General features: G+C 64.2%; 18 protein-coding genes and 2 tRNA genes. 8 read left to right on the top strand and 12 right to left on the bottom strand.

Annotated features, from left to right (window positions below; all coding sequences use genetic code 11):
- Nucleotides 1-15: 15 nt before the first annotated feature.
- The gene (locus tag NBW56_RS02525) at nucleotides 16-900 is read left to right on the top strand and encodes a DNA-methyltransferase (RefSeq protein ID WP_250257869.1); all 885 of its coding nucleotides are present in this window, start codon (nucleotides 16-18) and stop codon (nucleotides 898-900) included.
- Here the strand turns inward: NBW56_RS02525 and NBW56_RS02520 are convergent.
- On the bottom strand, nucleotides 878-2,164 hold the full coding sequence (locus NBW56_RS02520) for an AGE family epimerase/isomerase (protein WP_250257868.1): 1,287 nt from the start codon (nucleotides 2,162-2,164) through the stop codon (nucleotides 878-880). The two genes, NBW56_RS02525 and NBW56_RS02520, sit on opposite strands and share 23 nt — an antisense overlap.
- Nucleotides 2,165-2,205: 41 nt before the next feature.
- Complete coding sequence (gene orn / locus NBW56_RS02515) at nucleotides 2,206-2,775, bottom strand: oligoribonuclease (protein ID WP_250258523.1); 570 nt, start codon at nucleotides 2,773-2,775, stop codon at nucleotides 2,206-2,208.
- 175 nt (nucleotides 2,776-2,950) lie between these two features.
- Between orn and NBW56_RS02510 the strand changes: the two genes are divergently transcribed.
- Nucleotides 2,951-3,580: a superoxide dismutase gene (locus NBW56_RS02510; RefSeq protein WP_055088467.1), complete on the top strand. Its 630-nt coding sequence runs from the start codon at nucleotides 2,951-2,953 to the stop codon at nucleotides 3,578-3,580.
- A gap of 123 nt (nucleotides 3,581-3,703) precedes the next feature.
- Entirely contained in the window at nucleotides 3,704-4,933 is a 1,230-nt protein-coding gene (locus tag NBW56_RS02505; RefSeq protein ID WP_150332991.1) for a M48 family metallopeptidase, read from the top strand.
- A gap of 787 nt (nucleotides 4,934-5,720) precedes the next feature.
- Here the strand turns inward: NBW56_RS02505 and NBW56_RS02500 are convergent.
- Together NBW56_RS02500 and NBW56_RS02495 are read right to left on the bottom strand one after the other, a co-directional pair.
- Entirely contained in the window at nucleotides 5,721-7,160 is a 1,440-nt protein-coding gene (locus NBW56_RS02500; RefSeq protein ID WP_250257867.1) for a sugar porter family MFS transporter, read from the bottom strand.
- Nucleotides 7,160-8,896 (bottom strand): glycoside hydrolase family 13 protein, encoded by a 1,737-nt coding sequence (locus NBW56_RS02495; RefSeq protein ID WP_250257866.1) that lies wholly within the window; start codon nucleotides 8,894-8,896, stop codon nucleotides 7,160-7,162. The genes NBW56_RS02500 and NBW56_RS02495 overlap by 1 nt, the downstream gene beginning before the upstream one ends.
- Nucleotides 8,897-9,008: 112 nt before the next feature.
- Here NBW56_RS02495 and NBW56_RS02490 point away from each other — a divergent pair, with 112 nt between their 5' ends.
- Complete coding sequence (locus tag NBW56_RS02490; protein WP_250257865.1) at nucleotides 9,009-10,019, top strand: LacI family DNA-binding transcriptional regulator; 1,011 nt, start codon at nucleotides 9,009-9,011, stop codon at nucleotides 10,017-10,019.
- A gap of 584 nt (nucleotides 10,020-10,603) precedes the next feature.
- On the opposite strand, the gene NBW56_RS02485 is transcribed toward NBW56_RS02490, so the two are convergent.
- A tRNA-Arg gene (locus tag NBW56_RS02485) sits at nucleotides 10,604-10,676 on the bottom strand.
- A gap of 185 nt (nucleotides 10,677-10,861) precedes the next feature.
- On the opposite strand from NBW56_RS02485, the gene NBW56_RS02480 reads away from it, so the two are divergent.
- Nucleotides 10,862-11,413 carry a single-stranded DNA-binding protein gene (locus tag NBW56_RS02480; RefSeq protein WP_250257864.1) on the top strand — a complete coding sequence of 184 codons (552 nt, stop codon included), beginning with the start codon at nucleotides 10,862-10,864 and terminating at the stop codon, nucleotides 11,411-11,413.
- 75 nt (nucleotides 11,414-11,488) lie between these two features.
- Here the strand turns inward: NBW56_RS02480 and NBW56_RS02475 are convergent, their stop codons facing one another.
- Complete coding sequence (locus NBW56_RS02475) at nucleotides 11,489-12,031, bottom strand: hypothetical protein (protein ID WP_150333051.1); 543 nt, start codon at nucleotides 12,029-12,031, stop codon at nucleotides 11,489-11,491.
- Nucleotides 12,032-12,129: 98 nt separating this feature from the next.
- On the opposite strand from NBW56_RS02475, the gene NBW56_RS02470 reads away from it, so the two are divergent.
- The 3 genes from NBW56_RS02470 (at nucleotide 12,130) to NBW56_RS02460 (ending at nucleotide 17,337) form a co-directional block, all read left to right on the top strand.
- Nucleotides 12,130-15,210 carry a UPF0182 family membrane protein gene (locus NBW56_RS02470; RefSeq protein ID WP_250257863.1) on the top strand — a complete coding sequence of 1,027 codons (3,081 nt, stop codon included), beginning with the start codon at nucleotides 12,130-12,132 and terminating at the stop codon, nucleotides 15,208-15,210.
- Nucleotides 15,211-15,314: 104 nt separating this feature from the next.
- Nucleotides 15,315-15,391, top strand: a tRNA-Met gene (locus NBW56_RS02465).
- 296 nt (nucleotides 15,392-15,687) lie between these two features.
- Entirely contained in the window at nucleotides 15,688-17,337 is a 1,650-nt protein-coding gene (locus tag NBW56_RS02460) for a polysaccharide deacetylase family protein (protein ID WP_250257862.1), read from the top strand.
- Nucleotides 17,338-17,340: 3 nt separating this feature from the next.
- Here NBW56_RS02460 and NBW56_RS02455 read toward each other — a convergent pair whose 3' ends face one another.
- The 6 genes from NBW56_RS02455 to NBW56_RS02430 form a co-directional block, all read right to left on the bottom strand.
- On the bottom strand, nucleotides 17,341-18,108 hold the full coding sequence (locus NBW56_RS02455; protein WP_250257861.1) for a C2 family cysteine protease: 768 nt from the start codon (nucleotides 18,106-18,108) through the stop codon (nucleotides 17,341-17,343).
- A gap of 97 nt (nucleotides 18,109-18,205) precedes the next feature.
- On the bottom strand, nucleotides 18,206-19,426 hold the full coding sequence (locus NBW56_RS02450; protein WP_250257860.1) for a pyrophosphate--fructose-6-phosphate 1-phosphotransferase: 1,221 nt from the start codon (nucleotides 19,424-19,426) through the stop codon (nucleotides 18,206-18,208).
- A gap of 98 nt (nucleotides 19,427-19,524) precedes the next feature.
- The gene (locus NBW56_RS02445) at nucleotides 19,525-20,316 is read right to left on the bottom strand and encodes an inositol monophosphatase family protein (protein ID WP_250257859.1); all 792 of its coding nucleotides are present in this window, start codon (nucleotides 20,314-20,316) and stop codon (nucleotides 19,525-19,527) included.
- Nucleotides 20,317-20,345: 29 nt separating this feature from the next.
- Nucleotides 20,346-21,407 carry a ribosome small subunit-dependent GTPase A gene (gene rsgA, locus NBW56_RS02440; RefSeq protein WP_126846403.1) on the bottom strand — a complete coding sequence of 354 codons (1,062 nt, stop codon included), beginning with the start codon at nucleotides 21,405-21,407 and terminating at the stop codon, nucleotides 20,346-20,348.
- Nucleotides 21,401-22,738 carry a 3-phosphoshikimate 1-carboxyvinyltransferase gene (gene aroA / locus NBW56_RS02435; RefSeq protein WP_250257858.1) on the bottom strand — a complete coding sequence of 446 codons (1,338 nt, stop codon included), beginning with the start codon at nucleotides 22,736-22,738 and terminating at the stop codon, nucleotides 21,401-21,403. Before aroA ends, rsgA begins: the two co-directional genes overlap by 7 nt.
- Nucleotides 22,739-22,752: 14 nt before the next feature.
- Nucleotides 22,753-23,322 carry a hypothetical protein gene (locus NBW56_RS02430; RefSeq protein WP_074299847.1) on the bottom strand — a complete coding sequence of 190 codons (570 nt, stop codon included), beginning with the start codon at nucleotides 23,320-23,322 and terminating at the stop codon, nucleotides 22,753-22,755.
- Nucleotides 23,323-23,403: the final 81 nt, after the last annotated feature.

Below are 23,403 nucleotides of genomic sequence, written 5' to 3'. Positions count from 1 at the left end.
GCGAAATGAGGACATATGAGCGACAAGAGGCTCTTGGTGGGAGAAGGCGTGCCCTCAAGCATTGTCTGCGCTGACAACCTCGAGGTGCTGCGTACACTCCCCGATGAATCGATCCAGCTCATATACATCGATCCACCGTTCAACACGGGAAGGCGCCAACAGCGTCAGTCCCTCCAGACCGTGCGCGCTCAGGAGGGCACCGAAGGTGCACGCGTGGGCTTCAAAGGGCGCAGCTACACGAGCATCAAAGGAGCTCTTTACGGCTACGATGACGCTTTTGAGAACTATTGGGAGTTCCTCGAGCCAAGGCTCATCGAGGCACATCGCGTGCTCGCCCAGTCGGGAACGCTGTACCTCCACCTCGACTACCGCGAGGCACATTACGCAAAGGTCTTGCTCGATGCGCTCTTTGGCCGCGAAAGTTTCCTCAACGAGATCATCTGGAGCTACGACTACGGGGCGCGAACGAAAAAGCGCTGGCCATCAAAGCACGACACGATCCTCGTGTATGTCAAGGATCCGAAGAAGTACTACTTCGACTCCGAGGGCGTTGATCGGGAACCGTATATGGCGCCCGGCCTGGTCACGAAGGAGAAAGCTGAACGGGGAAAGCTTCCTACCGACGTGTGGTGGCACACGATCGTCTCGCCCACGGGTCGCGAGAAAACGGGCTATGCGACCCAAAAGCCGGAGGGAATCCTCAGACGAATCGTGCAAGCGAGCAGTCGCGAGGGTGACTGGGTGCTCGATTTCTTCGCCGGCTCGGGTACGACCGCTTCGGTCGCGCACAAACTGGGCCGACGGTTCCTTGCGATCGACTCGAACCCGCAAGCCTTCGACGTGATGCAGCGAAGGCTCGCGGGGTCGAACGCGCGGTTTATCGAGAGCGAGCTTCCGTAGCGACGGCGTGTGCGAGGGGCGGCCACGCGGGGAGGCGCGGAATGAGCGTCACCTGATAGGCGTGGTAGATGTCCGGTTGCCCCTTCCAGGTCGTCTCGCTGAGCTCTCCAGTGGCGGAAAGTTCGTGGATCCAGCTGCCGAGCTTGCCGAGAACGATCGTGGTGTTCTTCGCCCACTCCCACCAGGACTCATAGCGCTCTTCCCAGACGGCATCGCCGCTCGTGCGGAACAGCACAGCGGCCGCGCCGATGGCCTCAGCGACGACCCAGTGCATGCGCTCGTGCACGACGGGCGAGCCATCCCAGTCCACCGTGTACGGGAAGCCGCCGTCACCATCGATTCCCCACGTCTCACACGCCTTCTCGGCGAGGGCGAGCGCGCCATCGCGCAAAGCTGAGGCGCGTTCCTGAGCCCGGGTGGCGTCGGAAAACTGATCCTCGAAACCGGCCGCGGTGTGCAGGGCGAGGCGCGCCCATTCAAACGAATGGCCGATCGTCGCACCATAGGGGCGGAACGGGTGGGCGGGCTCATCCCGGTTGTAGTCGGGGCGGGGCTCCCACGCGGTCGTGAAGTGCTCGGGTAGGAACCAGGCGTTGCCCTTGGCAAAGGCGAGGGCCCGCTCGACGATGACCGCGGCGCGTTCGAAAAGCTCGAGGCGGCCGGTCGCTGCCGAGGCTGCGAGAAGCCCCTCGACACTGTGCATATTCGCGTTGATCCCGCGGTAGTCCTCGCAGTTCGAGAAATCGCGCGAGTAGGTGTCGGCAAACATTCCGTGCTCGGGTTCGAAGAATCGCGCATGCGCCTCGAGCGCGGTCTCGAGGAGTTCGTCGGCGCCGGGGATTTGTGCCTCGACGAGACTCGAAGCTGCAAGCACAACGAAGGCATGGGCGTAGGCCTGCTTGGAATCATCGACAGGCTTGCCGCTCTCGCGCGAGATGATCGAGAAGAAACCACCGTGCTCTTCATCGCGGAAGGCGCCCATAAGCGCCTTCAAGCCATGCGCGGCGAGCGCCGCATAGTCGTCGCGCGACGCCTCGGTGCCGCGGATGCTCGCGAGAGCAAAGCAGTGCGTCATGCGGCAATTGATCCACAACTCGAGATCGTGAGTGGGATCGAGCTCGCCGTTCGAATCGAGCCAGCCGAAACCGTGCTCGGTGCGCGAGGCCGCGCCCCACTCGAGGAGCGCGCAACCCACCTCCTCAAGCCACGCGTCGTGCTCGGGATTCGTGTGCGTCGAATCGAGGAGGAGGAGGGGTGTCGTCATTGTCAAAACTCCTGTGTTAGTGGTGGGTGCGCTGAGCGCTGTTACTCGGGCGCGATCTCGAACTTTTTTGAGGCTGCTTTGGCCTCGTCACTCGTGGGGCCGGGCTCCTTGACGAACAAAACTTCGCGGTAGTACTTGAGCTCCTGGATCGACTCGCGGATATCGGCGAGCGCGCGGTGGCCGCCGTGCTTTTCTGGAGTGTTGAAGAAGACGCGCGGGAACCAGCGCTTCGCAAGCTCCTTGAGGCTCGAGACGTCGATCGTGCGGTAGCTCATGAACTGGGCGAACTCCGGGAGGTCGCGGTCGATGAAGGCGCGGTCCGTGCCCACCGAGTTGCCCGCAAGCGGTGCCTTGCCCGGCTCGGGGCAGTGCTCTTTGACGTAAGCGAGGCATGCCTTTTCAGCCTCGGCGAGTGTGATACCGCCGTCGAGCTCCTCGAGGAGACCCGAAGCCGTGTGCATGTTTCGCACGAAATCGTCCATGGACTCGAGCGCGCCTGCCGGGGGTTTGATGACGACATCCACCCCTTCGCCGAGGATTTCGAGATCCCCGTTGGTCACGAGAACGGCGACTTCGATAAGAGCATCGTTTGCCTTATCGAGGCCTGTCATCTCGCAATCCACCCAGATGATGCGGTCGCTTGCTGGCTTCGTCGTTGTAGAACTCACGCCCTCTATCGTAAACCCGAGTTCACACTGAACACCCAATGGGACTCGATAGGGTTTCACCTGTGCGTATGTGCTTTGCGCATGCCCCGCACGTCAGCGTCGAAGAAAGGTGGCCACCATGGCTGAATACACTCTTCCCGATCTCGGATACGACTACGCCGCTCTCGAGCCCTCGATCTCGGGCCGCATCATGGAGCTGCACCACGACAAGCACCATCAGACCTACGTCAACGGCGCCAACCAGGCGCTCGAGAAGCTCGCCGAGGCGCGAGACAAGGATGATTTCGGCACGATCAACCAGCTTCAGAAGAACCTCGCGTTCAACCTTGCTGGTCACGTGAACCACACGATCTTCTGGGAGAACCTCTCGCCCGAGGGCGGCGACAAGCCCGAGGGTGAGCTCGCCCAGGCCGTTGAGGAATTCTTCGGCTCGTTCGATGGCCTTCGCGCGCAGTTCACCGCCGCGGCCCTCGGCATCCAGGGCTCCGGCTGGGCGATCCTCGCGTGGGATTCGCTTGGCCAGAAGCTCATCATCGAACAGCTCTACGACCACCAGGGCAACCTCGCCGCGGCAACCGTGCCGCTGCTCCTGCTCGACATGTGGGAGCACGCCTTCTACCTCGACTACCAGAACGTCAAGGCCGACTACGTGAAGGCTTTCTGGAACATCGTTGATTGGGCGGATGTCGCCGAGCGCTTCTCGCGCGCGACTTCTCAGACGAAGGGCCTCATCACCCCCGTGGCCTGAGCGCCAAAATTCTGAAGGGTGGGGCGTCGCGAAGGCGGCGTCCCACCCTCGTGCTTTCGTAAGGATCTCGCGCGGCCTGAAGTTCTCTAAAGAATGGTAGGTCGCTGTTGTTACGGTGGATTTATGACCGAAATCGAACCTCAAGACCCGCCCACGCTCAAAAGCGAGCACAAGAAACCTGCGGGAAAGCCTGGCCTCTTTAACGGCTCGACCCGTCACGGGCTCCTGGGTGACCTTTCCCTTCGTCATCCGTGGGACATCCCGCTCTTTGCCGTGGGAGTTCTCATCACGTGCCTTCTCCTCGTCGCGTGGGTCGGTGCCGTCGTGTTCATCATTTACATGGTGGCGACTGGCAAGTGGTCGAGCATCCAACCTGCCCTTGAGGGAGAAGACGGTGGGCTCTCGAACCCCTACAGCCCCATCTCCATCGGGATCCAGCTGTTCGTTGCCTTCATGTTGATCCCGTGGGTGCTATGGATCGCCCGCGCGCTTATGTATGCGCAGCTTCGAGCCTCCGGCGTGCGCATGAGCCCCACCCAGTTCCCCGAGGGCTACCGCATGGTGGCGGAAGCCGCCGAACAGTTCGGAATGCGTCGCGTACCCGACGCCTACGTCCTCTCCGGCAACGGCATGATCAACGCCTTTGCCGCCGGCCACGGTTATAGGCGTTTCGTGTGTGTCTATTCCGACCTCTTCGAAGTGGGTGGCAAAGTCCGCGACCCCGAGGCGTTGCGCTTCGTCATCGCCCACGAAGTGGGCCACCACGCCGCCGGCCACACCTCGTATTTCCGCCTGCTGTTTTCGAATTTCATGATGCGCATGCCGATCCTTGGTAACGCCCTCTCTCGTGCCCAGGAGTACACGGCCGACAACTACGGCTACGCCCACGTGCCCGCGGGGGCTCCCGGAACGATGGCCCTTCTCTCGGGCGGCAAGTACCTGAACGCGCACGTCAACGTGCATGAGCTCGCCGATCGCGCCGCAACCGAAAAGGGCCTGTGGATCCACCTCGTCAACCTCTCGGTGACTCACCCGGTCATCACGTGGCGCGCCCACGCCCTGCGGGACCGCTCTAAGCCCGGGCGAATGTGGCTGCGCCCGAAGAACCGTATCTTCGACTCGTACCTCCCCGCGGGCTCCACCTTCAGCGGCAAGTACCCGACCCCCGAAGAAGCACTCGCCCTCCTTGATCGTGCCCGTGCCGAGGGGTATGTGATCGGTGAGGAGCAGTTTGGCCGTTTCCCGTTCGGGCAAAACTACCCCGCGCCGGAGCATATGAGGCAACTTCAGGTGAGGGAGCCGTCGGCCCAGGCGGCGAACTCCCTGGTGTCCCGCAAGCCGGGAGCCCACTGATCCGCACGGATCACGAGTCCTCAAGAAGTACCTCGACGCGCTGTTCGAAGGCCGCCCGGAGAAGCTCAGTGTGCAGGACGTGGCCGACATCCTCGGGATGACCAAGCCCGGGGTCTACAAGTGGCTGAAGGAAGGCCGTCATCCCCGCCTACAAGATCGGGTCCACGTGGCTCATCCTGCGCGAGGAACTCAAGGAAACGCTGCGCGCAGGGGCCAACGTCAAGCAGTCCGAGGAAACATAGAAGTCAGTTACGACGGGAGGCTCAGTCACGCAACGACGCATCGCCGCGACAGCTGTGATGGCTGCCGCGCTCCTGGTGGGCTGTGGTCCCACCGACACCACCACTTCAAGCAGTGACTCCGCGCAGACGGCGCCGCCGGCCCTGCCAAGTTCTGCCTCTCAGCCACCCGCCGGTGCCTCCGCGACCCCCAGCGCCGCTCCAGGCGCCGGCAGGCCACGCCCGTGGACGACCCAGCGACCGCCCACCGCCAGCCCACCCCCGGCGGCGCCGCAGACCCAGAATCCTGCCTCCACAGGCAGCTCTGCACCATGGGTGCGGGAGGCGCTCGAAGCCACGCGCCCCACGACCCGGCGAGAGGTATGCCAGTCCTTCCTGGTCGGGGGCAATGGCCCGACAGAGTCGGGCGCCCGGACAGCCTAGATCAGCCCCGCCGCGCCCTCGAACCGATTTCGCTCACGGCATGCCCTCACCCGAACGGCCACAGGTGTGCTCCGTCGGTCGTGGACCGACAGAGCACACCGATCGGTGCGGTGGGGTTCGCCCGGCTACCGATTGCCGTGATCCGGGGCGGGCGTGTGTCGGAGCTGACGGTCCATGTCTTCGAGCTCGATGCCTGCGGTCTCCTTGACGAAGTGCTTCACGAGGAAGAACGACGCGAGGGCGCTGAGTGCGTAGAAACTGTACGAGCCGGTCAACGAGATCGCCGCCATCACGGGGAAGGTGGTCGAGATGGCGAAGTTCGACAGCCAGTTCACGGCGGTCGAGACGGCCATCGCCCCGGCACGGATTCGGTTGGGGAACATCTCGCCGAGCAGCACCCACATGACCGAGCCCCAGGTCACGCCGAAGAAGGCGACGAACAGGTTGGCGCTGACGAGGGCGACCACACCCCAGACGCCCGGTAGCAGGACCTCACCAGCGACGGTGGTGGTCGCCTGCGAGAACGCGAGTGCCATGACCCCGAGGGTCACCGCCATGCCGAGTGACCCGGAGAGCATGAGCAGGCGCCTGCCAACCTTGTCGATGAGCAGGAGCGAGAGCACCGTCGCGCCAATGTTGATGAGGGAGGTGATCGCGGTGATGAGCAGTGCGTTCGACTCACCGAATCCGACCGAGCGCCAGAGGGCGGTCGAGTAGTAGAAGATGACGTTGATACCGACGAACTGCTGGGCGGCCGCGACGAGGATGCCTACCCACACGATCGGCTTGAGCCCGAACGCTCGACCCGCGAGATCGCGTAGCGATGCGCGGCGGTCCGTCTGCAACGAGCCACGGATCTCCTCGATCTTCGCGCGTGGGTCGGCCAGGCCCGTGCAGGTCCTCAGCACGTGCTCGGCGTCCGCGTCGCGCCCGAGGCCGACGAGATATCGCGGTGACTCCGGCACCCACAGTGCGGCGACGCCGTAGGCGATGGCCGGAACCGCCTCGGCGATGAACATCCACCGCCACGCGGGCAGGTCGAAGAAGAGGGGGTTCGCGGCACCGCCGGCCTGCCACGCCAGGCCGGCATCGACGAAGAGCGAGACCGCGATGCCGGTGACACCCGCGAGGCCCTGCACCGAGACGAGGCGCCCGCGCATGTGTGCTGGAGAGATCTCGGCGATGTAGGTGGGGGCGATGACGGAGGCGGCGCCGACTCCGAGACCGCCGACGACCCGCCACACGATGAGATCGGTGACGCCGAAGGCGAGGCCAGTACCTATCGCCGACACGAGGAAGAGGACGGACGAGGTGAGCATGACTGGCACCCGGCCGACGCGGTTCGACAGCGGGCCGGCGAACCACGCGCCGATGACGCAACCGAGCAGGGCAGAGGAGACCGCGAAGCCCTTGAGGCCACTGCCGAGGCCGTAGTGGTCGGCGAGCGCGTCGATAGCCCCGTTGATGACGGCCGTGTCGTAGCCGAAGAGGAAGAAGCCCAGCGCTGCGGTCACCGCGACCAGGACGAGCCTCTTGCTCGCCGATGCCGAGGGGGTCGATGCCATCACTGCTCACTCCCCTTGAGTACACGGCAGATCTGGGCCTCCCAGGGGCGCAGCCGCTGCAGGACCGCACCCTCGGGCGGCTCGTGGTGAGTCCCGAGTATCAGCTCGGCAGCACCGACGGCGCCGCCGAGAGCCGCAGCGACATCGAGCTCCTCGTCGGAGAAGTTCGCGACCACGATCCATCGCTCGTCGCCGAGCGTCCGCTCGAAGGCGTACAGGTACTCGTGGTCGCGGGCGAGGAGGCGGTAGTCACCGAAGACCACGATGTCACTGCTGTGACGCAGCTCGATGAGGCGTCGGTAGTGGGCGAGGACCGAGTCCGCGTCGTCGATCTGAGCCTCGACGTTGACCTCGGAGGTGTTCGGGTTGAGCGGCAGCCACGGAGTACCGGTGGTGAATCCCCCGTGCTCCGACGCGTCCCACTGCATGGGCGTGCGAGCGTTGTCGCGGCCGTTCTGGCGCAGGCCCGCAAGGAGCCGTTCCGGCGGGACACCCAGTGCCCGGCCGTACGCCCACGAGTTGTGCGCATCGATGTCGGCGAACTGCTCGATGCTCGCGAACGGGTAGTTGCGCATGCCGATCTCGTCGCCCTGGTAGACGTATGGCGTCCCACGGTGCATGTGGAGAACCGTGGCGAGCATCTTCGCCGAGGCGACCGCGTGCGCCGGCGACCGGGAACCGAAGCGGGAGGCGACGCGGGCCTGGTCGTGGTTGCCGAAGTAGAGACTGTTCCACCCGGAACGGCCCAGTCCTTCCTGCCAGCGTGCCATGGTCGATTTCAGCGCGAGCAGGTCGAAGGGCCTCGGCTCGTACCGTCCGCCCCAGCCGGGCGCGTGATCGACGTCCATGTGCTCGAACGTGAAGATCATGCTGAGGCGGGGGCGCTCACCGCCGGTGACGGCGAGCCCGTCCTCGACGGTCGCCCCCGGCATCTCGCCCACCGTGAGCAGGGGCTTCTCGGCGGTGTCGAACACCTGGTCCCGCAGCTCGTCGAGGAACTCGAGCATCCGTGGCCCGCAGGTGTACTGCGAGGAGGCATCACCGTAGTGGCTCGAGTGCGGCGTCGGCACGTCCTGCAGCGGATACCTCTTGGAGATGAGGTTGATAACATCGAGGCGGAACCCGTCGACGCCGCGGGCGAGCCAGCGGCGCAGCATCGCGTAGAGCGCTTGGCGAACCTCTTCGTTCTCCCAGTTGAGGTCGGGCTGCTCCGGGGTGAAGAGGTGAAGGTAGTACTCACCGCTCTCCTCGTCGTACGTCCACGTCGGCTGGGCGAAGAAGCCGAGCCAGTTCGTCGGCTCCGCGCCGGGCGTGCCCGGTTCCACCCCGTCCCTCGGGGGCCGCCAGATGTACCAGTCGCGTCGAGACGACGAGCGCGTGCTGCGCGACTCCACGAACCATGGATGGTCGATCGACGTGTGGTTGAGGACCACATCGATGATCACCCTCATACCACGGCGGTGGATGTCGGCGATGAGATCGTCGAGGTCCTCCTCGGAACCGAAGCGCGGGTCCACCGCCTCGTAGTCACTGACGTCGTACCCGTTGTCCGCCATAGGCGAGGGGTAGAAGGGCGTGAGCCAGATGACGTCGACCCCGAGGCTCTCGAGATGGTCGAGGCGCGAGCGGATACCCGCGAGGTCCCCGAGACCGTCGCCGTCGGCGTCGGCGAAGGAACGCACGTAGATCTGGTAGACAACCGCCTCGTGCCACCAGGCACGGCTGTTCGTGGGCATGTCAATCTCCTCCATTGGAACTTAAGCGCTTAACTAATATAGGGTGGAGTCGCGCACCCGACAAGGGTCGGCAGTTTATCCGGTTCGTGATCCTCGTCACGGAGGTGAGGCAGTGGTGCGACGCCCGACGTTGGCGGACATCGCCTCCGCAACCGGCGTGTCCACGGCAACCGTGAGCTACGTCCTTAACGACAAGCCCGGTCAGAGCATCCCGGAACACACGCGCGAACGCGTGCGTGCCGCCGCCGCCGAGCTCGGCTACGTCCGATCGGGTGCCGCCCGCGCGCTCGCCCGGGGACGCAGCGACTTCGTGCTGCTCGTCGTCCCCGACGTCCCGGTGGGCCCCGTCCTCGTCGGACTGCTCGAGCGACTGACCACGGCCTGTTCACGCGCCGGCCTGCACCTGCTCGCCAAGCTCTCGTTCGCAGGTGACGACCTCGGTGCTCTCTGCCGGGAGCTGCTGCCGGCAGCCGTCATCGTCCTCGTCGACCTCGACCCCGAGCGCATCGACCCGATCCGTGAGCTACGGATCCCCGTGGCGCGGTGGACGGTCTCGCACTCATCGGCAGGGGACGCCGACGGAGTCCACGATGTGCCCGTTCCGACTGCGGCGGTCGGACGCGCCCAGGCCGAGGCGATGGTGGCCGCCGGACGTCAGCGGCTCGCGTACGCGCTCCCGGCGGACCCTCGCCTCACCGGCCTGGCCGAGGGGCGCCTCTCCGGGGTGACGGCCGTCTGCCGCGAGCTGGCGCTGCCCGACCCCCTGATCCTGGGGTCCCCGAGTGGCGCGGTATCGACGGCGGAGCTCCGCTCGTGCGTCGAGGCTGGTGTCACCGGGGTGTGCGCCCACAACGACGACGTCGCTCTGGCCGTGCTCACTGCTGCCCGGGCCGCCGGCATCGAGGTGCCCGCACGGCTCGCGGTTATCGGCGTCGACGACATCCCCGCCGGGCGACTCGCACAACCGAAGCTCGCGACGATCTCCTTCGACCTCGACGTGATCTGCGCCCGCCTCATGCTCGCCGTCACGAAGAGCCTCGGCAGCACCCTCGCCGGAGCACCCGGACCTGCGTCAGAGCTGAGACTGCACCGGCGGGCAAGTCTGGGTGACGGCGGCGGCTGATCCACGCCGACGGCCCCGCGGTGCTCGGCGGACCCGCTACGCCTGATCTCCGTCGATCCGGCCTCCGGGCTCATCCTGCCGCGTACGCCGCCGCGTGGAACGAAGGTTTACGGGAACGGGGTACCTCACCATGTCGACAACGCGTTCACGGCGGAGCAGGAAGTCGCTCTGCGACAGTTTCTTGCGACCGACGAGCGCCAGAACGATCCTCGGCCAGCGTCAGGCTCAGCGGCCGGAGGACCCTGAGGCTGTGGGATCGTGGCTGGTCGTCACTTCGCCCCGCGGGATGCTGCCCGATCCGGACAACATGGCGTCTGCAGTACGAAGATCGCTTGACCGCGCTGGGACGGTTCGTACACTCCGGCGAACCGTAGAAAACCTTCTGATCAGCGCTGGGACAGATCCTCGCCTGATTGAATGTGTGATGGTGCACACGAGCGTCATCGCGCACAAGGCGTACTGGTATCGAGGCCTCGACCCAGCTGGAGCGCTTGATGGAGTCGAGGGGAACGCACACACGCAAGCGGAGTAAACCTGCCGTTTCGACGTCGTCGCAGAGCATTCCCGGCATCATGTCTGGTCAGCGCCCCCAGCAGGACTCGAACCTGCAACCTACGGATTAGAAGGCCGTTGCTCTATCCATTGAGCTATGGAGGCATGCCACGTGGGCGGATCCAGTGTACCGGGAGTGGGCAGTGGGGCCGAATGCGCGGTGACTCTCCCTCCACAGTGCCGCCCTCTCCACACGGATCGATGGGGCTCTTTTCGAGGGCGTGAGCGAAGGGCATGCTCGTGGATGAGCGCCGCAGCGGGCGGCGAACGATCCCAAGGGGGGAACTTCAATGAACGCAATCATGACAACGATCCAAGGCAACGCGACCGCGGATGCCACGATCTTCAAGTTTGATGGTGGCGGCTGCCGCACGTCGGTGACCGTTGCCGTGAATGATCGGTACTACGACGTGCAGGCGAAGGAATGGAAAGAACGCAAGCCCGAGTACGTGCGTGTGCAGGTGCGCCGTGAATCGCTTGCGAACAACGTTGTGCTGTCCGTGAAGCGCGGCCAGCCACTCCTGTGCACCGGCCGCCTCGTGACGCAGACGTGGGAGGACCGCGACGGCAACACTCGCACGGAGCTGCTTTTGCATGCCGATCACGTCGCCATCGACCTCACCTACGGAACCGCCCAGTACGCCAAGAGTGCGCCATCGTGGGTGGATGAAAACACCGGTGAGGTGCGCACCACGTCTCCCGATGTCGAGGGTGAGGCTGCTGAGAGTGGGTCGAATGAAGCTGCGCACGCTCAGCTCGAGAGCCACGCAGGCGTCAAGGGAGAGTTGGGCGAGAGCGATCTCGAGGAGCTCACCGAGGTGGCAGAACCCAGCTACGCCTGAACGCGGTGGGGGCGTCGGTTTCCGCACGTGCGCCATGCGGGCGTGCGGGGTCCGACGCTTGCCTGCTTCACACGTTTACTCGGTTTGCGTATCGGCGCTCGCACCAGGTGAGTCGATGCCGAGACTTGCACAGAGGGTAGCGACGAGCTCGGGGATGAGGTCGCGACCTACGCGAAGTTCTTCGCCTTCTCGGGCAACGGCGCTGAAGGTTTCGCCCGTGGTGAGGGCGCCGGCAGCAACGAAAACGGGTGCGGGTGCCGTGCCGGGTGAGCCATCGATCGCGCCGCGGATGCGGGCCTGGATGTAGCCGCCTGCGCAGCCTTCGGGCCACAGGGCATTGCGGAGCTCATCGGCGACGTCGGCGTGCTGGGTGCCGGTCTCGATGCTCGTGAGATGATGCGGGTCGCCGCTCGCGCGGTCGAGCGTTTCCTTGGGGAGGAGACTCGAGAGCTCGGGGCGCTCGTCGAGAAGGGCCTCGGTCGTGAACAGGGCGAAGCGCGCAATGTGCTCGGGGGCAGGGGAGTCGTTCTCACGCGTGTGACGCACGAGTTCGAGGACCGCGGCGGCGAGCGCCCCTTCGGTTTCGCTGAGGTTGAGGTCTCGCGTTTCTGAATGCACGGCGCTGGCTCCTTACTGGGACAATAGTGACACTTGCCTCAAGATGGGGTGAGTACTCATCCCACGATAGTTCCCCACGATGTGAGTCGAGGTCGCCGTTGAGTTTCACGAATCCTTTCCCCGGTGCTGCCCAGCCGAGTCCCAAGCCCGCGGGGCCCACGAATGAGAAGGGCGCGAAGAAGGTTTCGCCTCTCACGATCACGATCGTCGTGATCGTGGCGCTCATCGTGGTGTTTGCGTGGTTTGCCGAGGTGGCAACGAGCTATATGTGGTTCGATCAGCTGGGCTTTAATGACTTTCTCGTAAAGAAATGGGTCACGCAGGGGCTCCTGTTCCTTGCAGGGCTCGTGGCTGTAGCCGTGCCGATTTTCGTATGCCTGTGGGCGAGTCACAAATATCGACCGCAGGTCGTGCCCCTCACGCGCGAAGACATTGCGATCGCGGGTTTTCGCGATGCTGTTGAACCGTTGCGAAAAGTGATCACGATCGCCGCGCCCGTCGTTCTTGGCATTTTTGGAGGCCTCACACTTTCGCGTCAGTGGCAAGAGATCCTCCTCATGCTCAACCAGGAGCCGTTCGGCAAAACCGATCCGGTGTTCCACAACGACATCGCGTTCTACGTGTTCACGCTTCCGGTTATTGAAACGGCGCTCGGGCTCGTGAATTTCGTGATCCTTGCGAGCGCGTTCGCGGCAGTACTCGGCCACTTCATTTATGGCGGTATTGAGTGGGATCAGAGGAAAGGGCTCAACCTCACTCGTGCGGCGCGCACTCACGTGGGTGTCATCGCGATGGCCTACATGCTCGTGCTCGCGGCGCAACACTGGTTTGAACGCTACGCGACCCTCACCGCCTCGCACGAAAAATTCGATGGCGCGGCCTACACCGACGTGCACGCGCTCATCCCCGGTAAGACCATCCTCGCGATCTCCGCGATCATCGTTGCGCTGGTGTTGCTTGCGTGGATCCTCAAGGGTAATTGGAAGCTGCCGGCCGCCGCAGCGGGACTTATTGTGCTCTCCACGGTCGCCGTTGGAATGGTGTACCCCTACCTCATTCAGACCTTCCAGGTGGAGCCCAACGAACGTAACCTCGAAAAGCCATTCATTGAAGAGAACATGGCGGCCACCCGCGCCGCATACGGCCTCGAAGAAGTCAATGAAATCTCGTACCGTGCGAAGTCCGCAGCAACCTCGGGGCAGTTGCGTGAGGACGCCGCAACTACGGCGCAAATCCGCCTACTCGATCCCGCGGTGGTCTCGCCGACCTTCGGTCAGCGCGAAGCGAACCGCCGCTACTGGGGTTTTGAAAACACCTTGAGCGTGGACCGTTACGACATCGATGGGCAAAAGCAAGACACCGTGATCGGCGTGCGCGAGCTTCGGCCCGATAAGCTCGAACTCTCCTCGCAGTCGTGGGTCAACCAGCACGTTGTGTACACACACGGCTTCGGCGTAGCTGCTGCCTACGGCAACCAGCGGCGTCCTGATGGTGAGCCAGCCTTCTTCCAGTCCGGCGTGCCGGGCTCGGGCAAGCTCGGTGAGTTCCAGGAGCGCGTGTACTTCGGGCGCCACTCGCCGAGCTACTCGATCGTGGGTGCCCCAGAGGGTGCCGACCCGCAAGAGTTCGACTACCAGTCCGGAACGGACGGCGACGATCAGGGCCGCCAGGTGTCCAACACCTACACGGGCAACGGTGGCCCGAGCGTTGGCAACTTCTTCAATCGCATGCTGTTCGCGATTAAATTCCGCGAGTTCAACATTCTGATCTCGAGCTACGTGAACGAGGAGTCGCAGATTCTTTACGATCGCGATCCGCAGCAGCGAGTGAAAACCGTCGCGCCGTTCCTCTCCCTCGACACCGAGATGTATCCGGCAGTCGTGGATGGCAAGTTGAAGTGGGTCATCGATGCCTACACCACGAGCGACCGCTACCCGTACGCGCAAGCGACGAACTTCGACCAAGTCGTCACCGATTCGAAGGTCAATGGTGCGGACACCGCGGGTCTGCGCGAGCGCCGCGTGAACTATGTGCGCAATTCCGTGAAAGCCACCGTCGATGCCTTTGATGGCAGCGTGACGCTGTATGCGTGGGACACGGAGGACCCGATTCTCCAAGCGTGGGAGAGCGCCTTCCCGAATTCCGTGAAGCCCTCGAGCGAAATCTCGGGCGACCTCATGAGCCATCTGCGCTACCCGGCGGATTACTTCAAGGTGCAGCGGTCGATTCTTGGCAAGTACCACATCGATAAGGCTGAGGACTTTTACGTGGGCCAGGACTTCTGGCAAACCACTCCGGACCCCACTCAGGCGCGTGACGATGAGAGCGGCTCCGCGCCGCTTCAGGCTCCGCACTACCTCACGATGCAGATGCCCGACGAAAGCGAACCGCAGTTCACGCTTTCCTCGAGCTACATCCCGGAATCCGGTCAGGACGTTCTCACAGGTCTGCTTGCCGTGAACTCTGAAACAGGAGCGAAAGAGGGCAACCCCGCGAAGGACTACGGCAAACTCACGCTCCTTGTGCTCCCGAGTTCGAATCCCGTGAGCGCGCCTAGGCAGGTGCAAAACACCTTTAACTCGAACCCGCAGGTCTCCAACGAACTCAACCTGCTACGCCAGGGCAATTCGAAGGTCATCAACGGCAACCTTCTCACGCTCCCGGTTGGCGGCGGTTTGCTGTACGTGCAGCCTGTCTATGTGATGAGCTCGAGCTCGGGCGGCGGCACGTCCTATCCACTCCTGCGCAAGGTGCTCGTGAGCTTTGGCGACAAGGTGGGGTATGCCGACACGCTCGATGAGGCTCTCGACGCTGTTTTCGGTGGCGACTCGGGTGCGAGTGCGGGCGACGCCGAGGTGCCCACGACCGGTGAAGCCAAAGCCGTTGAGGATGCGGTCTCGGATCCTCATGCCGGTGGCGACGCCGCTGGTGATTCCCAACCTCAGCCGAGCGAGAAGCCTAGTGAATCTCCAGCGCCGCCGGCGCCCGAAGGCGGCTCGGGCGATCCCAGAGCCGATCTCGATGCTGCGCTCAAGGATCTTGATGCGGCGTGGAACGATGCCGAGAAGGCACGCGCCGAGGGTGACTGGGCGAAGTATGGCGAGGCGCAAGAGCGCCTGAAGGACGCCATCGAGCGTGCAGATGCCGCTAATTCGCAGCTTGCCGGAGGTAGCAATTAGCGAAGGAACGGGAGTGTGAACGGGGCGTGAACGTGAACTACGAAACGTTTCGGCGCTGAAAACTAGACTCCGCGGGGGAGGCCTACTAAGTTAGAGATCACCGACGCGGGGTGGAGCAGTTCGGTAGCTCGCCGGGCTCATAACCCGGAGGTCGTAGGTTCAAATCCTGCCCCCGCTACCAGTAGAAGCCCTCGCCAGCATTGACTGGCGAGGGCTTCTTTTTATGCCGATCTCTTCCCGGAGATTGGTACGGCGCCACCGCGCGCCGAGCGGCGGCTCGACCTCGAGGTCTCTTGCGTTTGAGAGGGGCTGGCGGACTCCGGGAACTATCCGGGCTCGCGATGCGCGTGGGCGTGAAGGTTCGTGAAATGCAGGGGAGTACACTCGTGGGCGGCGAGGCGCGTGCGGACAATGTTTTTTAGCTGTGCAGGTTCGTGCGAGTGCTCGCTTTCCAATACTTTCGACGAAGGAAGAATCGTGTCGCCGCTTCTTGAAACCCGTCCTATTCGCCGCCGCACCGCTCTCGCCGGACTTTCAGCTGGTGCCGTCGCCGGTCTCGCTGCCTGCTCGAATGCAGGGGATGGAAAGAACGGCGGTAAGGCCTCCGGTAAGGGTGGTGCGCAGTCACCGAGCACGAGTCCCGAACCGTCGACCGAGTGGACGAGCGCAGATGCCTCGCTCCTCGAATCGGTTGACGTCACGCTCAACCCCGAAGCCGAAGGCAAGACCGTCACGACCCCGCGATTTCCGAAGGCACGCAATCTGACCCAGGCGACCGAGGTCGTGCGAAACCGTCTGCTGCGCGAGGCGCACTGGGGAGATATCGAGAAGGTCGAGATCAAGGCTACGATTCTCGCCGCCGCTCAGGACGTCGTGGGCGTCGCGGTTGTGGGGAGCCTCGGCGACGAGGCGGATGTGCCCTGCTCGATCTGGTACGACGCACGAAAGAAGCAGTCGTTTGCCCCAGCCGCGCTTATCGAGGCTGCGAAGTGGGGCGAGTTTGCGAAAGCCGTCCACGATGCCGCAGGCAAGGCCAAGGTTGATGCCTCGGCCGTCGATAAAGCTCTCATTGACAAGAGTGCCCCGTACGGCAATGGCCCGGCGATGGCATTCAATCCCGAGGGCAAACTCGTGCTCGCGTTCCGTACGGGAGCGGCCGGTGAGGCCCCGGCACGGCTCGTCGTCGACACGGAACCGTTCCTTTCTGATCTCGGAAAGCTCGCGAAGGACGCGAGCGCAAAGCCCGCGAAATTCACGGGTGAGCCGAGCGAAGAGCTCGAACACTTCACGCCTAAGCGCCATGTGGCAAAGCCGATCGATTCGCCGAATCGACCGTCGGACGGTTCCGAAGCGGCGAGCCCCGCGGCATCGGATGGTGGGCAGTCCGACGGCGCCGAGGGCGAAGGCGCCTCGACTGAGGTACCGACGCCCACTCCCGGTGGGGCGGTGCGCCCGAGCACGGCGATTGGCTACGACGTGTTCCTCGAGCACTGCGTTGCTCTGACGTACGATGACGGCCCCGGCGCCCGCACTCCCGAGCTCCTTGACGTCTACAAGAAGGCGAAAGCGGCAACGACGTTCTTCGAGATGGGCAACAGCATCAAAGAACACCGTAAGACGACTCTCATGGTCGCGGCAGCGGGCTTCGAGCTGGGCAACCACTCGGTCACTCACCCCGATCTCAAGCGCAAGTCGCGCGAGCGCGTGGAGAAGGAGGTCAACGAGAACTCTGATCTTCTCGCGGAGGTCACGGGCTTCGAGCCGCTTCTATTCCGCCCGCCATATGGCAGCCACAACGAAACCGTGGATGAGATTGTTGCCTCTCGCGGCATGGCGATCGTGCAGTGGGACGTCGACACTCTCGACTGGAAAACGAGGGACACGGCCAAAACGATCGAGGCAGCCGTCGAGGGTGCAAACGCCTACACCGAGCCGATTGCCCTGATGCACGATATTCACGATTCGACCGTGGATGCGGCTGAGCAGATCCTCAGCCAGCTCAATGACGCCGGCTACATTCCCGTGACGGTGAGCGAGCTGACTCTGAACACGGGTGGCCTCGAGGCCGGACACGCCTACTGTTCCGGCACCGGCAAGAAGCAGAACGGCTTCAACTGTAAGGGCTAACCCCTACGAGCCTTCGCGTGAGCGCCCGAGTGGCTGGTCAAGCACGTCGACGGAGAGGAACGCGCGGCGGAACTCTCGTCTGTTAAGTGTGACCCAGGCACCCGGGCGCCACGGGTTCCGCAGCACGATCTCACCGGTATCGGGCTTCGCCCCCGCAACCGCCATGACATGCATCGGCGGGATAGCCCCCGACTGTCCCCCGCGCGAGAGCGCGGGCGAAAGCATATGCGTGGAGGCGACGACGGGCCGCTTCTGCGCGAGAAGATCCTCGACCTCGCCGGGGGAGGGCAGTGTGAGGCGGGTCGAGGCGCTCACGCCGGTCAGCGCGGGAAATCCCCATTTCGCAAAGCCCCGCGCGATCCATGCATACGAACCGGAGAATTCCGCGGCGCATGCTTTCTCGAGGATGCCCGGCCAGCCTGGGCCGCCTCCTTCCTCAGTCGCGTAGGCGAAGCGTCCGCGTTCGTTGACCGGAAAGCGCATATTCACGCTCCTCCACGCCGGGGCTCCTTCCACGAACACACGCGCGAGCGCTTTGGGCGACCCGGGCTGGACCTTGATGGCATTCGCGAAAAACTGGGGATCGACCGAGTGGATCGCGAGCATCGGCGCCATGAGCCAGCAATCGCCCAGGGCGCCCTGGCGCGGGCGGCGCGAGAAATTCAGAACACCGCTCCACGCTTCATAGCGGTCGGCCCGCGGCCCGAGTGGCGGCTCTCCGCTCTCGCGAACATGCGGCGGAAAAAGTGTACTCAGCGTGCGGCGAATCAAACGTCGGACCCCTTTCACGGAAAAGAAAAGCCCGGGCAGGAACGCAAAGCGCGCATGCCCGGGCCATTCGGGCGACTCGTGCCACCCGGCTAGTGCATCAGTGCTTCTCGGCCTTCTCGAGCTTCTGACCCGTGCGCTCAAGCACGCCCGCGAACCATTCCTGGTCCACGTCGAAGGCCTTGTGGCCCGCGATGCGCTCGAACTCGATCGCGCGAAGCTGGTTGCCCTTCTCCTCGTCGTGGCCGATCACGCCGGTGCCGCCCTCGAGGGCGACCTGCACGGCGAGGTCGGTCATCGACTTGATGAGGCGCAGATCGTCGGCGTTGGCCTTGGCCGAACGAGCGAAGTAACCGGACTTTTGCACCATGACCTTCTCGGCACCGAGGCGCTCCGCGAACTGCTTCGCAAACCACTGACCGGGGTTGATCTTGTCGAGCTTGACGTGGCCGAACGGGTCGCGCTCGACCTCTTCGCCCTTCGCTTCGAGCTCGGCGATAATCTCGGGGATGCCGGCGCCTTCGGAGAGGAAGATGTTGACGCAGCCAACCTCGTCCATGACTTTCTTGAGGCGTTCCGCTTCACCTTCGATGTCGAGAGCAAGCTCCGGAAGGAACACGGCGTGGACGTCCCAACGGCGCTCGTCGTGGCCGATCGACGGAAGCCACTGCTGCTTCGAGTGCCAGTCCTGGTAGTAGCGCGCGGCCTCGGCGGTCAGGTAACCGCATGCGCGGCCCATGATTTCGTGGATGATGAGCATGCGCGGGTTCGAGCCGTTTTCCGCAATGACATTCTGCGCGAAGAGGGAGGTCTGTTCGGCGGCGGTGCGAGCGCCAAGCGACTGGCGGATCGGAACGATGTCGTTGTCGATCGTCTTCGGGAGGCCCACGACCTGGAGCGGGTAGTTGTGATCGGCGAGGTACTTCGCAAGGTCAGCGGCGGTCGTGTTCGTGTCGTCGCCACCGATCGTGTGGAGAACATCCACGCCATCGGCCTTGAGCTTGTTTGCGGCAACCTCGAGGGCATTTTCGCCTTCCTTGATGAGGCCGCGCTCCACGAGATTCTTCGTGTTCGTGAGCTTGACGCGCGAGTTGCCAATCGGCGAGCCGCCGTAGTTGTGCAGGAGATGCGCGTTCTTGCGGGCCTCATCGTCGATCACGATTTTTTCGCCGGAGAGCAGGCCCCAGTAGCCGTGCTTGTAGGCGATGATCTCGATCTCAGGGTTCAGCTCGTTGTAGCGCTCGATCAGGCCGCCAACAGCCGACGAGAGGCACGGGGCGTAACCGCCCGCAGTCAGGAGAGCAACGCGCTTGACGCTCATGAGGGTCCTTCCCAGGTCGTGTGATGCGCAGCGAAAATGCCGCGCGTTTGCGCCCCCCATCCTATCGTTTCTCCCTTGCGACACCCGTGAAGGCGCCCCTAGTGAGAGGGGTGCAAAGCCTCGAGGATGGCGCTGTGAAGCGGCCCGTTGCTCGCGATAGCGCTCGTTCCGTAGGGGCCATCGACACCCTCGAGATCGGTGAAGCGCCCGCCGGCTTCGTGCACGATGGGAACGAGTGCCGCCATGTCATGAAGTGTGAGCGAGGGCTCGAGTGCGACGTCGATCCCGCCTTCGGCGAGGAGCATGTAGCTCCAAAAGTCGCCGAAGCCTCGCGTGCGCTCGACTCGCTGGAGGAGGTTCACAAATTCGCGCAGTCGCCCCACGCGCGCCCAACCCTCGAGACTTCCGTAGGAGAGTATGGCCTGCTCGAGTCGCGAGGTGGAGGACACGTGGATGCGCTGGGCGGAGGAGAGGCGCGGGCCCGTGAAGGCTCCGGTTCCGACGGTGGCCCACCACCGTCGATTCAACGCGGGTGCGGAGACGACGCCCGCGACAACCTCGCCATCCTCCTCCAGGGCGATGAGCGTGGCCCAGACCGGAAGGCCACGCGCAAAGTTTGCAGTGCCGTCGATCGGGTCGATGATCCATTTGCGGTGGCTTTCGCCGTGCGAGCCGAACTCTTCGCCGATGACCTGATCGCGGCTGCGGGCGCGCGCGAGCTGCGCGCGCACGAGCTCTTCGGCGGCACGGTCAGCATCGGTCACGATCGTGTGGTCGTCTTTGCGCTCGCGTGTGAGGTCCTCAGCTTTGAAACGCGACATCGTGAGTTGATCGACGGAGTCAGCGAGAACGTGGGCGAGCCGAATGTCGTCCTGGTGTGCCGCGGCCATGAGGGATTCTCCTTAGCTGGGGTGGGCTGTTAGAGGGCCCACGGGTCGTTGGTGCGAAGTGTGTCGTTGAGACGCCTGAAGCTCGCGAGCCTTGCGGGCCCGGCGCTTCCGGCGTGGCCGTCGGCAACGAGTGCGTCAAGCGCGCAGCCCTCGTCAGCCGAAGCGTGCGTGCAGCCGCGCGGGCACTCCTCCATGAGCGGTGCGAGATCCTCAAATGCCGATTCGAGTTCCTCGGGGCTTACATGCCCAAGGCCAAAGGAGCGCACGCCGGGTGTGTCGATCACCCAGCCGTTGCCTTCGGGCAGGCGCAGAGCGAGGGCTGAACTCGACGTGTGCCGCCCTCGGCCCGTCACCGCGTTGACGTGACCGGTTGCCCGTTCGGTTCCCGGAACGAGAGCGTTGATGAGCGTCGATTTTCCCACGCCTGAGTGGCCCACGAGCACGCTCAAGTGCCCGGAAAGACGCTCGCGAAGCGCCTCGATGCCGGCGATGGTGCCGTCGGAATTCATGTGCGTGGTGACGTGCTCAACGCCGAGCGGAGCGTACTTCTTGAGGAATCCGTGGGGATCGGCGAGATCGGCTTTTGTGAGGCACAGCAGGGGAGTGATCCCCGCGACGTATGCGGCCACGAGGCAGCGGTCGATCATGCCGCCGCGCGGTTCGGGGTGAGCGAGGGCCGTGACCATCACGAGGGTGTCGGCGTTGGCGACGAGGGGACGCTCGGAAGCGTCGTCGTCATCGGCACTTCGGCGAAGGAAGCTCGTGCGATCCTCGACCTCGACGATGCGGGCAATCGTGTCGGTGCGCCCCGAAGTATCGCCCGTGAGGCGCACAAGGTCGCCAGGCACGATCGGTGTGCGAGCGAGGGCACGCGCACGCATCGCGGTCACGGGGCGCTCGTTCTCGGCGCCCTCGTCGGCGATCGTGCGCCAACGCCCACGATCGACTCCCACGACTCGCGCTGTGACCGCGTTCGTGTAGCTCGGGCGCTCTTTCGTGCGTGGCCGTGAGCCGCGACGGTTGGGGCGCGTGCGCACCGAGGATTCGTCAAAATCCTCGAAGTTGGAGAGATTTCCCGCGCGCCTCACCATGTGTTCCCCGCGGGGCGTCCCGTATGCAGCATCGAGGTCCACATTCCAACGAAATCGGGCAAGGTTTTGTTCGTCGTCTGGACGTTAACGACGCGCACTCCCGGGACCCGCAGCCCAATGATGGCACCGGAGGTCGCCATACGGTGGTCGTCGTAGGTCTCGAATACCGTTCCGGTGAGGGGGCCGGGAGTGATCTCGAGGAAATCTTCGCCCTCGTGCACGCTTGCGCCGAGCTTCGTGAGCTCCACGGCGAGCGCGTGAACGCGATCGGTTTCGTGCCCGCGTAGGTGCCCGATACCCTTGAGTCGGCTAGGTGAATCGGCGAGGGCGGCGAGGGCCGCGATCGTGGGGGTGAGTTCTCCGACGGCTGCCAGATCCACATCGATCCCACGAAGGGGCCCGGTACCCGAAAACTCGAGGTCGGAACCGACGCGCTCGACGTGCGCGCCCATGAGGGGGAGGATACGGCGGAATTCATCGCCTGGTTGTGTGGTGTGTTCGGGCCAATTCTCGATCGAGATCGTGCCGCCCGCCACGAGGGCCGCGGCAATGAAGGGGCCGGCGTTCGAGAGGTCGGGCTCCACCGTGACCGGAGCGGGGAGCCGAAGCTCGCCCGGCATGACGGTCCACTCGTGGTGGCCGCTCTCAATTTTGTGCTTCGCCTCGATGCCGCATTCGCGAAGGAGCGCGAGGGACATCTCGATGTGGGGGAGCGAGGGGAGGCGTTCACCGACGTGGCGAATGGTGAGGGGAGAATCCGCGCGGACAGCTGCGAGGAGTAGCGCCGAGACGAACTGGCTCGAGCCGCTTGCGTCGATCGACACTGTTCCGCCTGGCAGGCACGCGCCGCGCACGGTAAAGGGCAGGAAACCTTCTTCGCCGTGGCACGTCACTTCGACACCCTGCTGCCGAAGAGCGTCGATGAGCGCGGCCATGGGCCGCACGAGAGCGCCCTTATCGCCCGTGAACGTCACGGGGCGCCCAGTGAGGGCAGCGAGCGGCGGAACGAAGCGCATCACGGTTCCGGCGAGGCCGCAGTGCACCTCGATCGGCTCCAAGGCATCGTGGCCCTCGCCCCGAGTGTGCGGGAATGCAAGCGGCGTGACGGTGAGAGCCTCGTTCGTCGTGCTCACGCTTCCGCCAAGGGCGCCGAGCGCCTCGATCATGAGGTGGGAATCCCGCGAAGAAAGAGCCCCCACGAGTGCGGTGGACGTGCTCGCGAGAGAAGCGAGCACGAGCCACCGGTTCGTGAGGGACTTCGAGCCGGGGACGCTGACGTGGGCATCAATGGGCCCGTAGGCAACGGGCGCCGTCCACTGAACGTCAGACACAGAAAACCTCGAACTCAGGCAGCCTTCTTGATCTTCTTCGCGAGCGAGCGGTCGAGCTCGTCAAGGCTCTTCGAGGACTTCTTCTTGTTCTTCTTCGCGGCCTTTTCGAGTTCGCGCTGCTTTTCAGCGGCCGACTTCTGCGCGCGCTCAATGGCTTTATCAACGCGGTAGGCGAGCGAGGGCTTACCATCGGTGTCCACGACGGCGAGGAGAACGCCGCCGAGGAGGCCCAGGTCACCGGCAATGGCACGCAGTTCTTCGGTGCGCTCGGTACCCTTGAGCTCCCACACCCGCTTGCGGCCCGCGAGACCAACGGTGGTCGAGAGTAGGAGGGTCGCCGAGGCGAGGCGCGGTTTCTTGTTGAGCGCGAAGGCGGCGCCAGCAACGGCAGCGAGACCACCGGCGGCGCGAAGGATCGTTTCGGCATCCGTTGGGAGCGGGCTCTTCGAGACCTGCTCGTCGATGTCAGCGATCGTGACGGGAAGGGCATCGAGAACGCGATCCGGGCGGATAGCGGTTTGCACACCCTCGAAAATGAACGGTGCGGCGAGAAGGGGGCGTGCGATGCGGCGAACGAGGGACATGCTTTCCTCAGCTTCCTTTTTGAGGCCATGCGAATCGGAACACGCAAAGACTATCGCACCGCATGAAACTCCCACCTGAAC

The organism is Dermabacter sp. Marseille-Q3180, from assembly GCF_940792985.1.
GTDB classification, from domain to species: Bacteria; Actinomycetota; Actinomycetes; order Actinomycetales; family Dermabacteraceae; genus Dermabacter; species Dermabacter vaginalis.
Note: the sequence above shows the minus strand (reverse complement) of the source record. Positions and strands in the feature narration are given on the sequence as shown.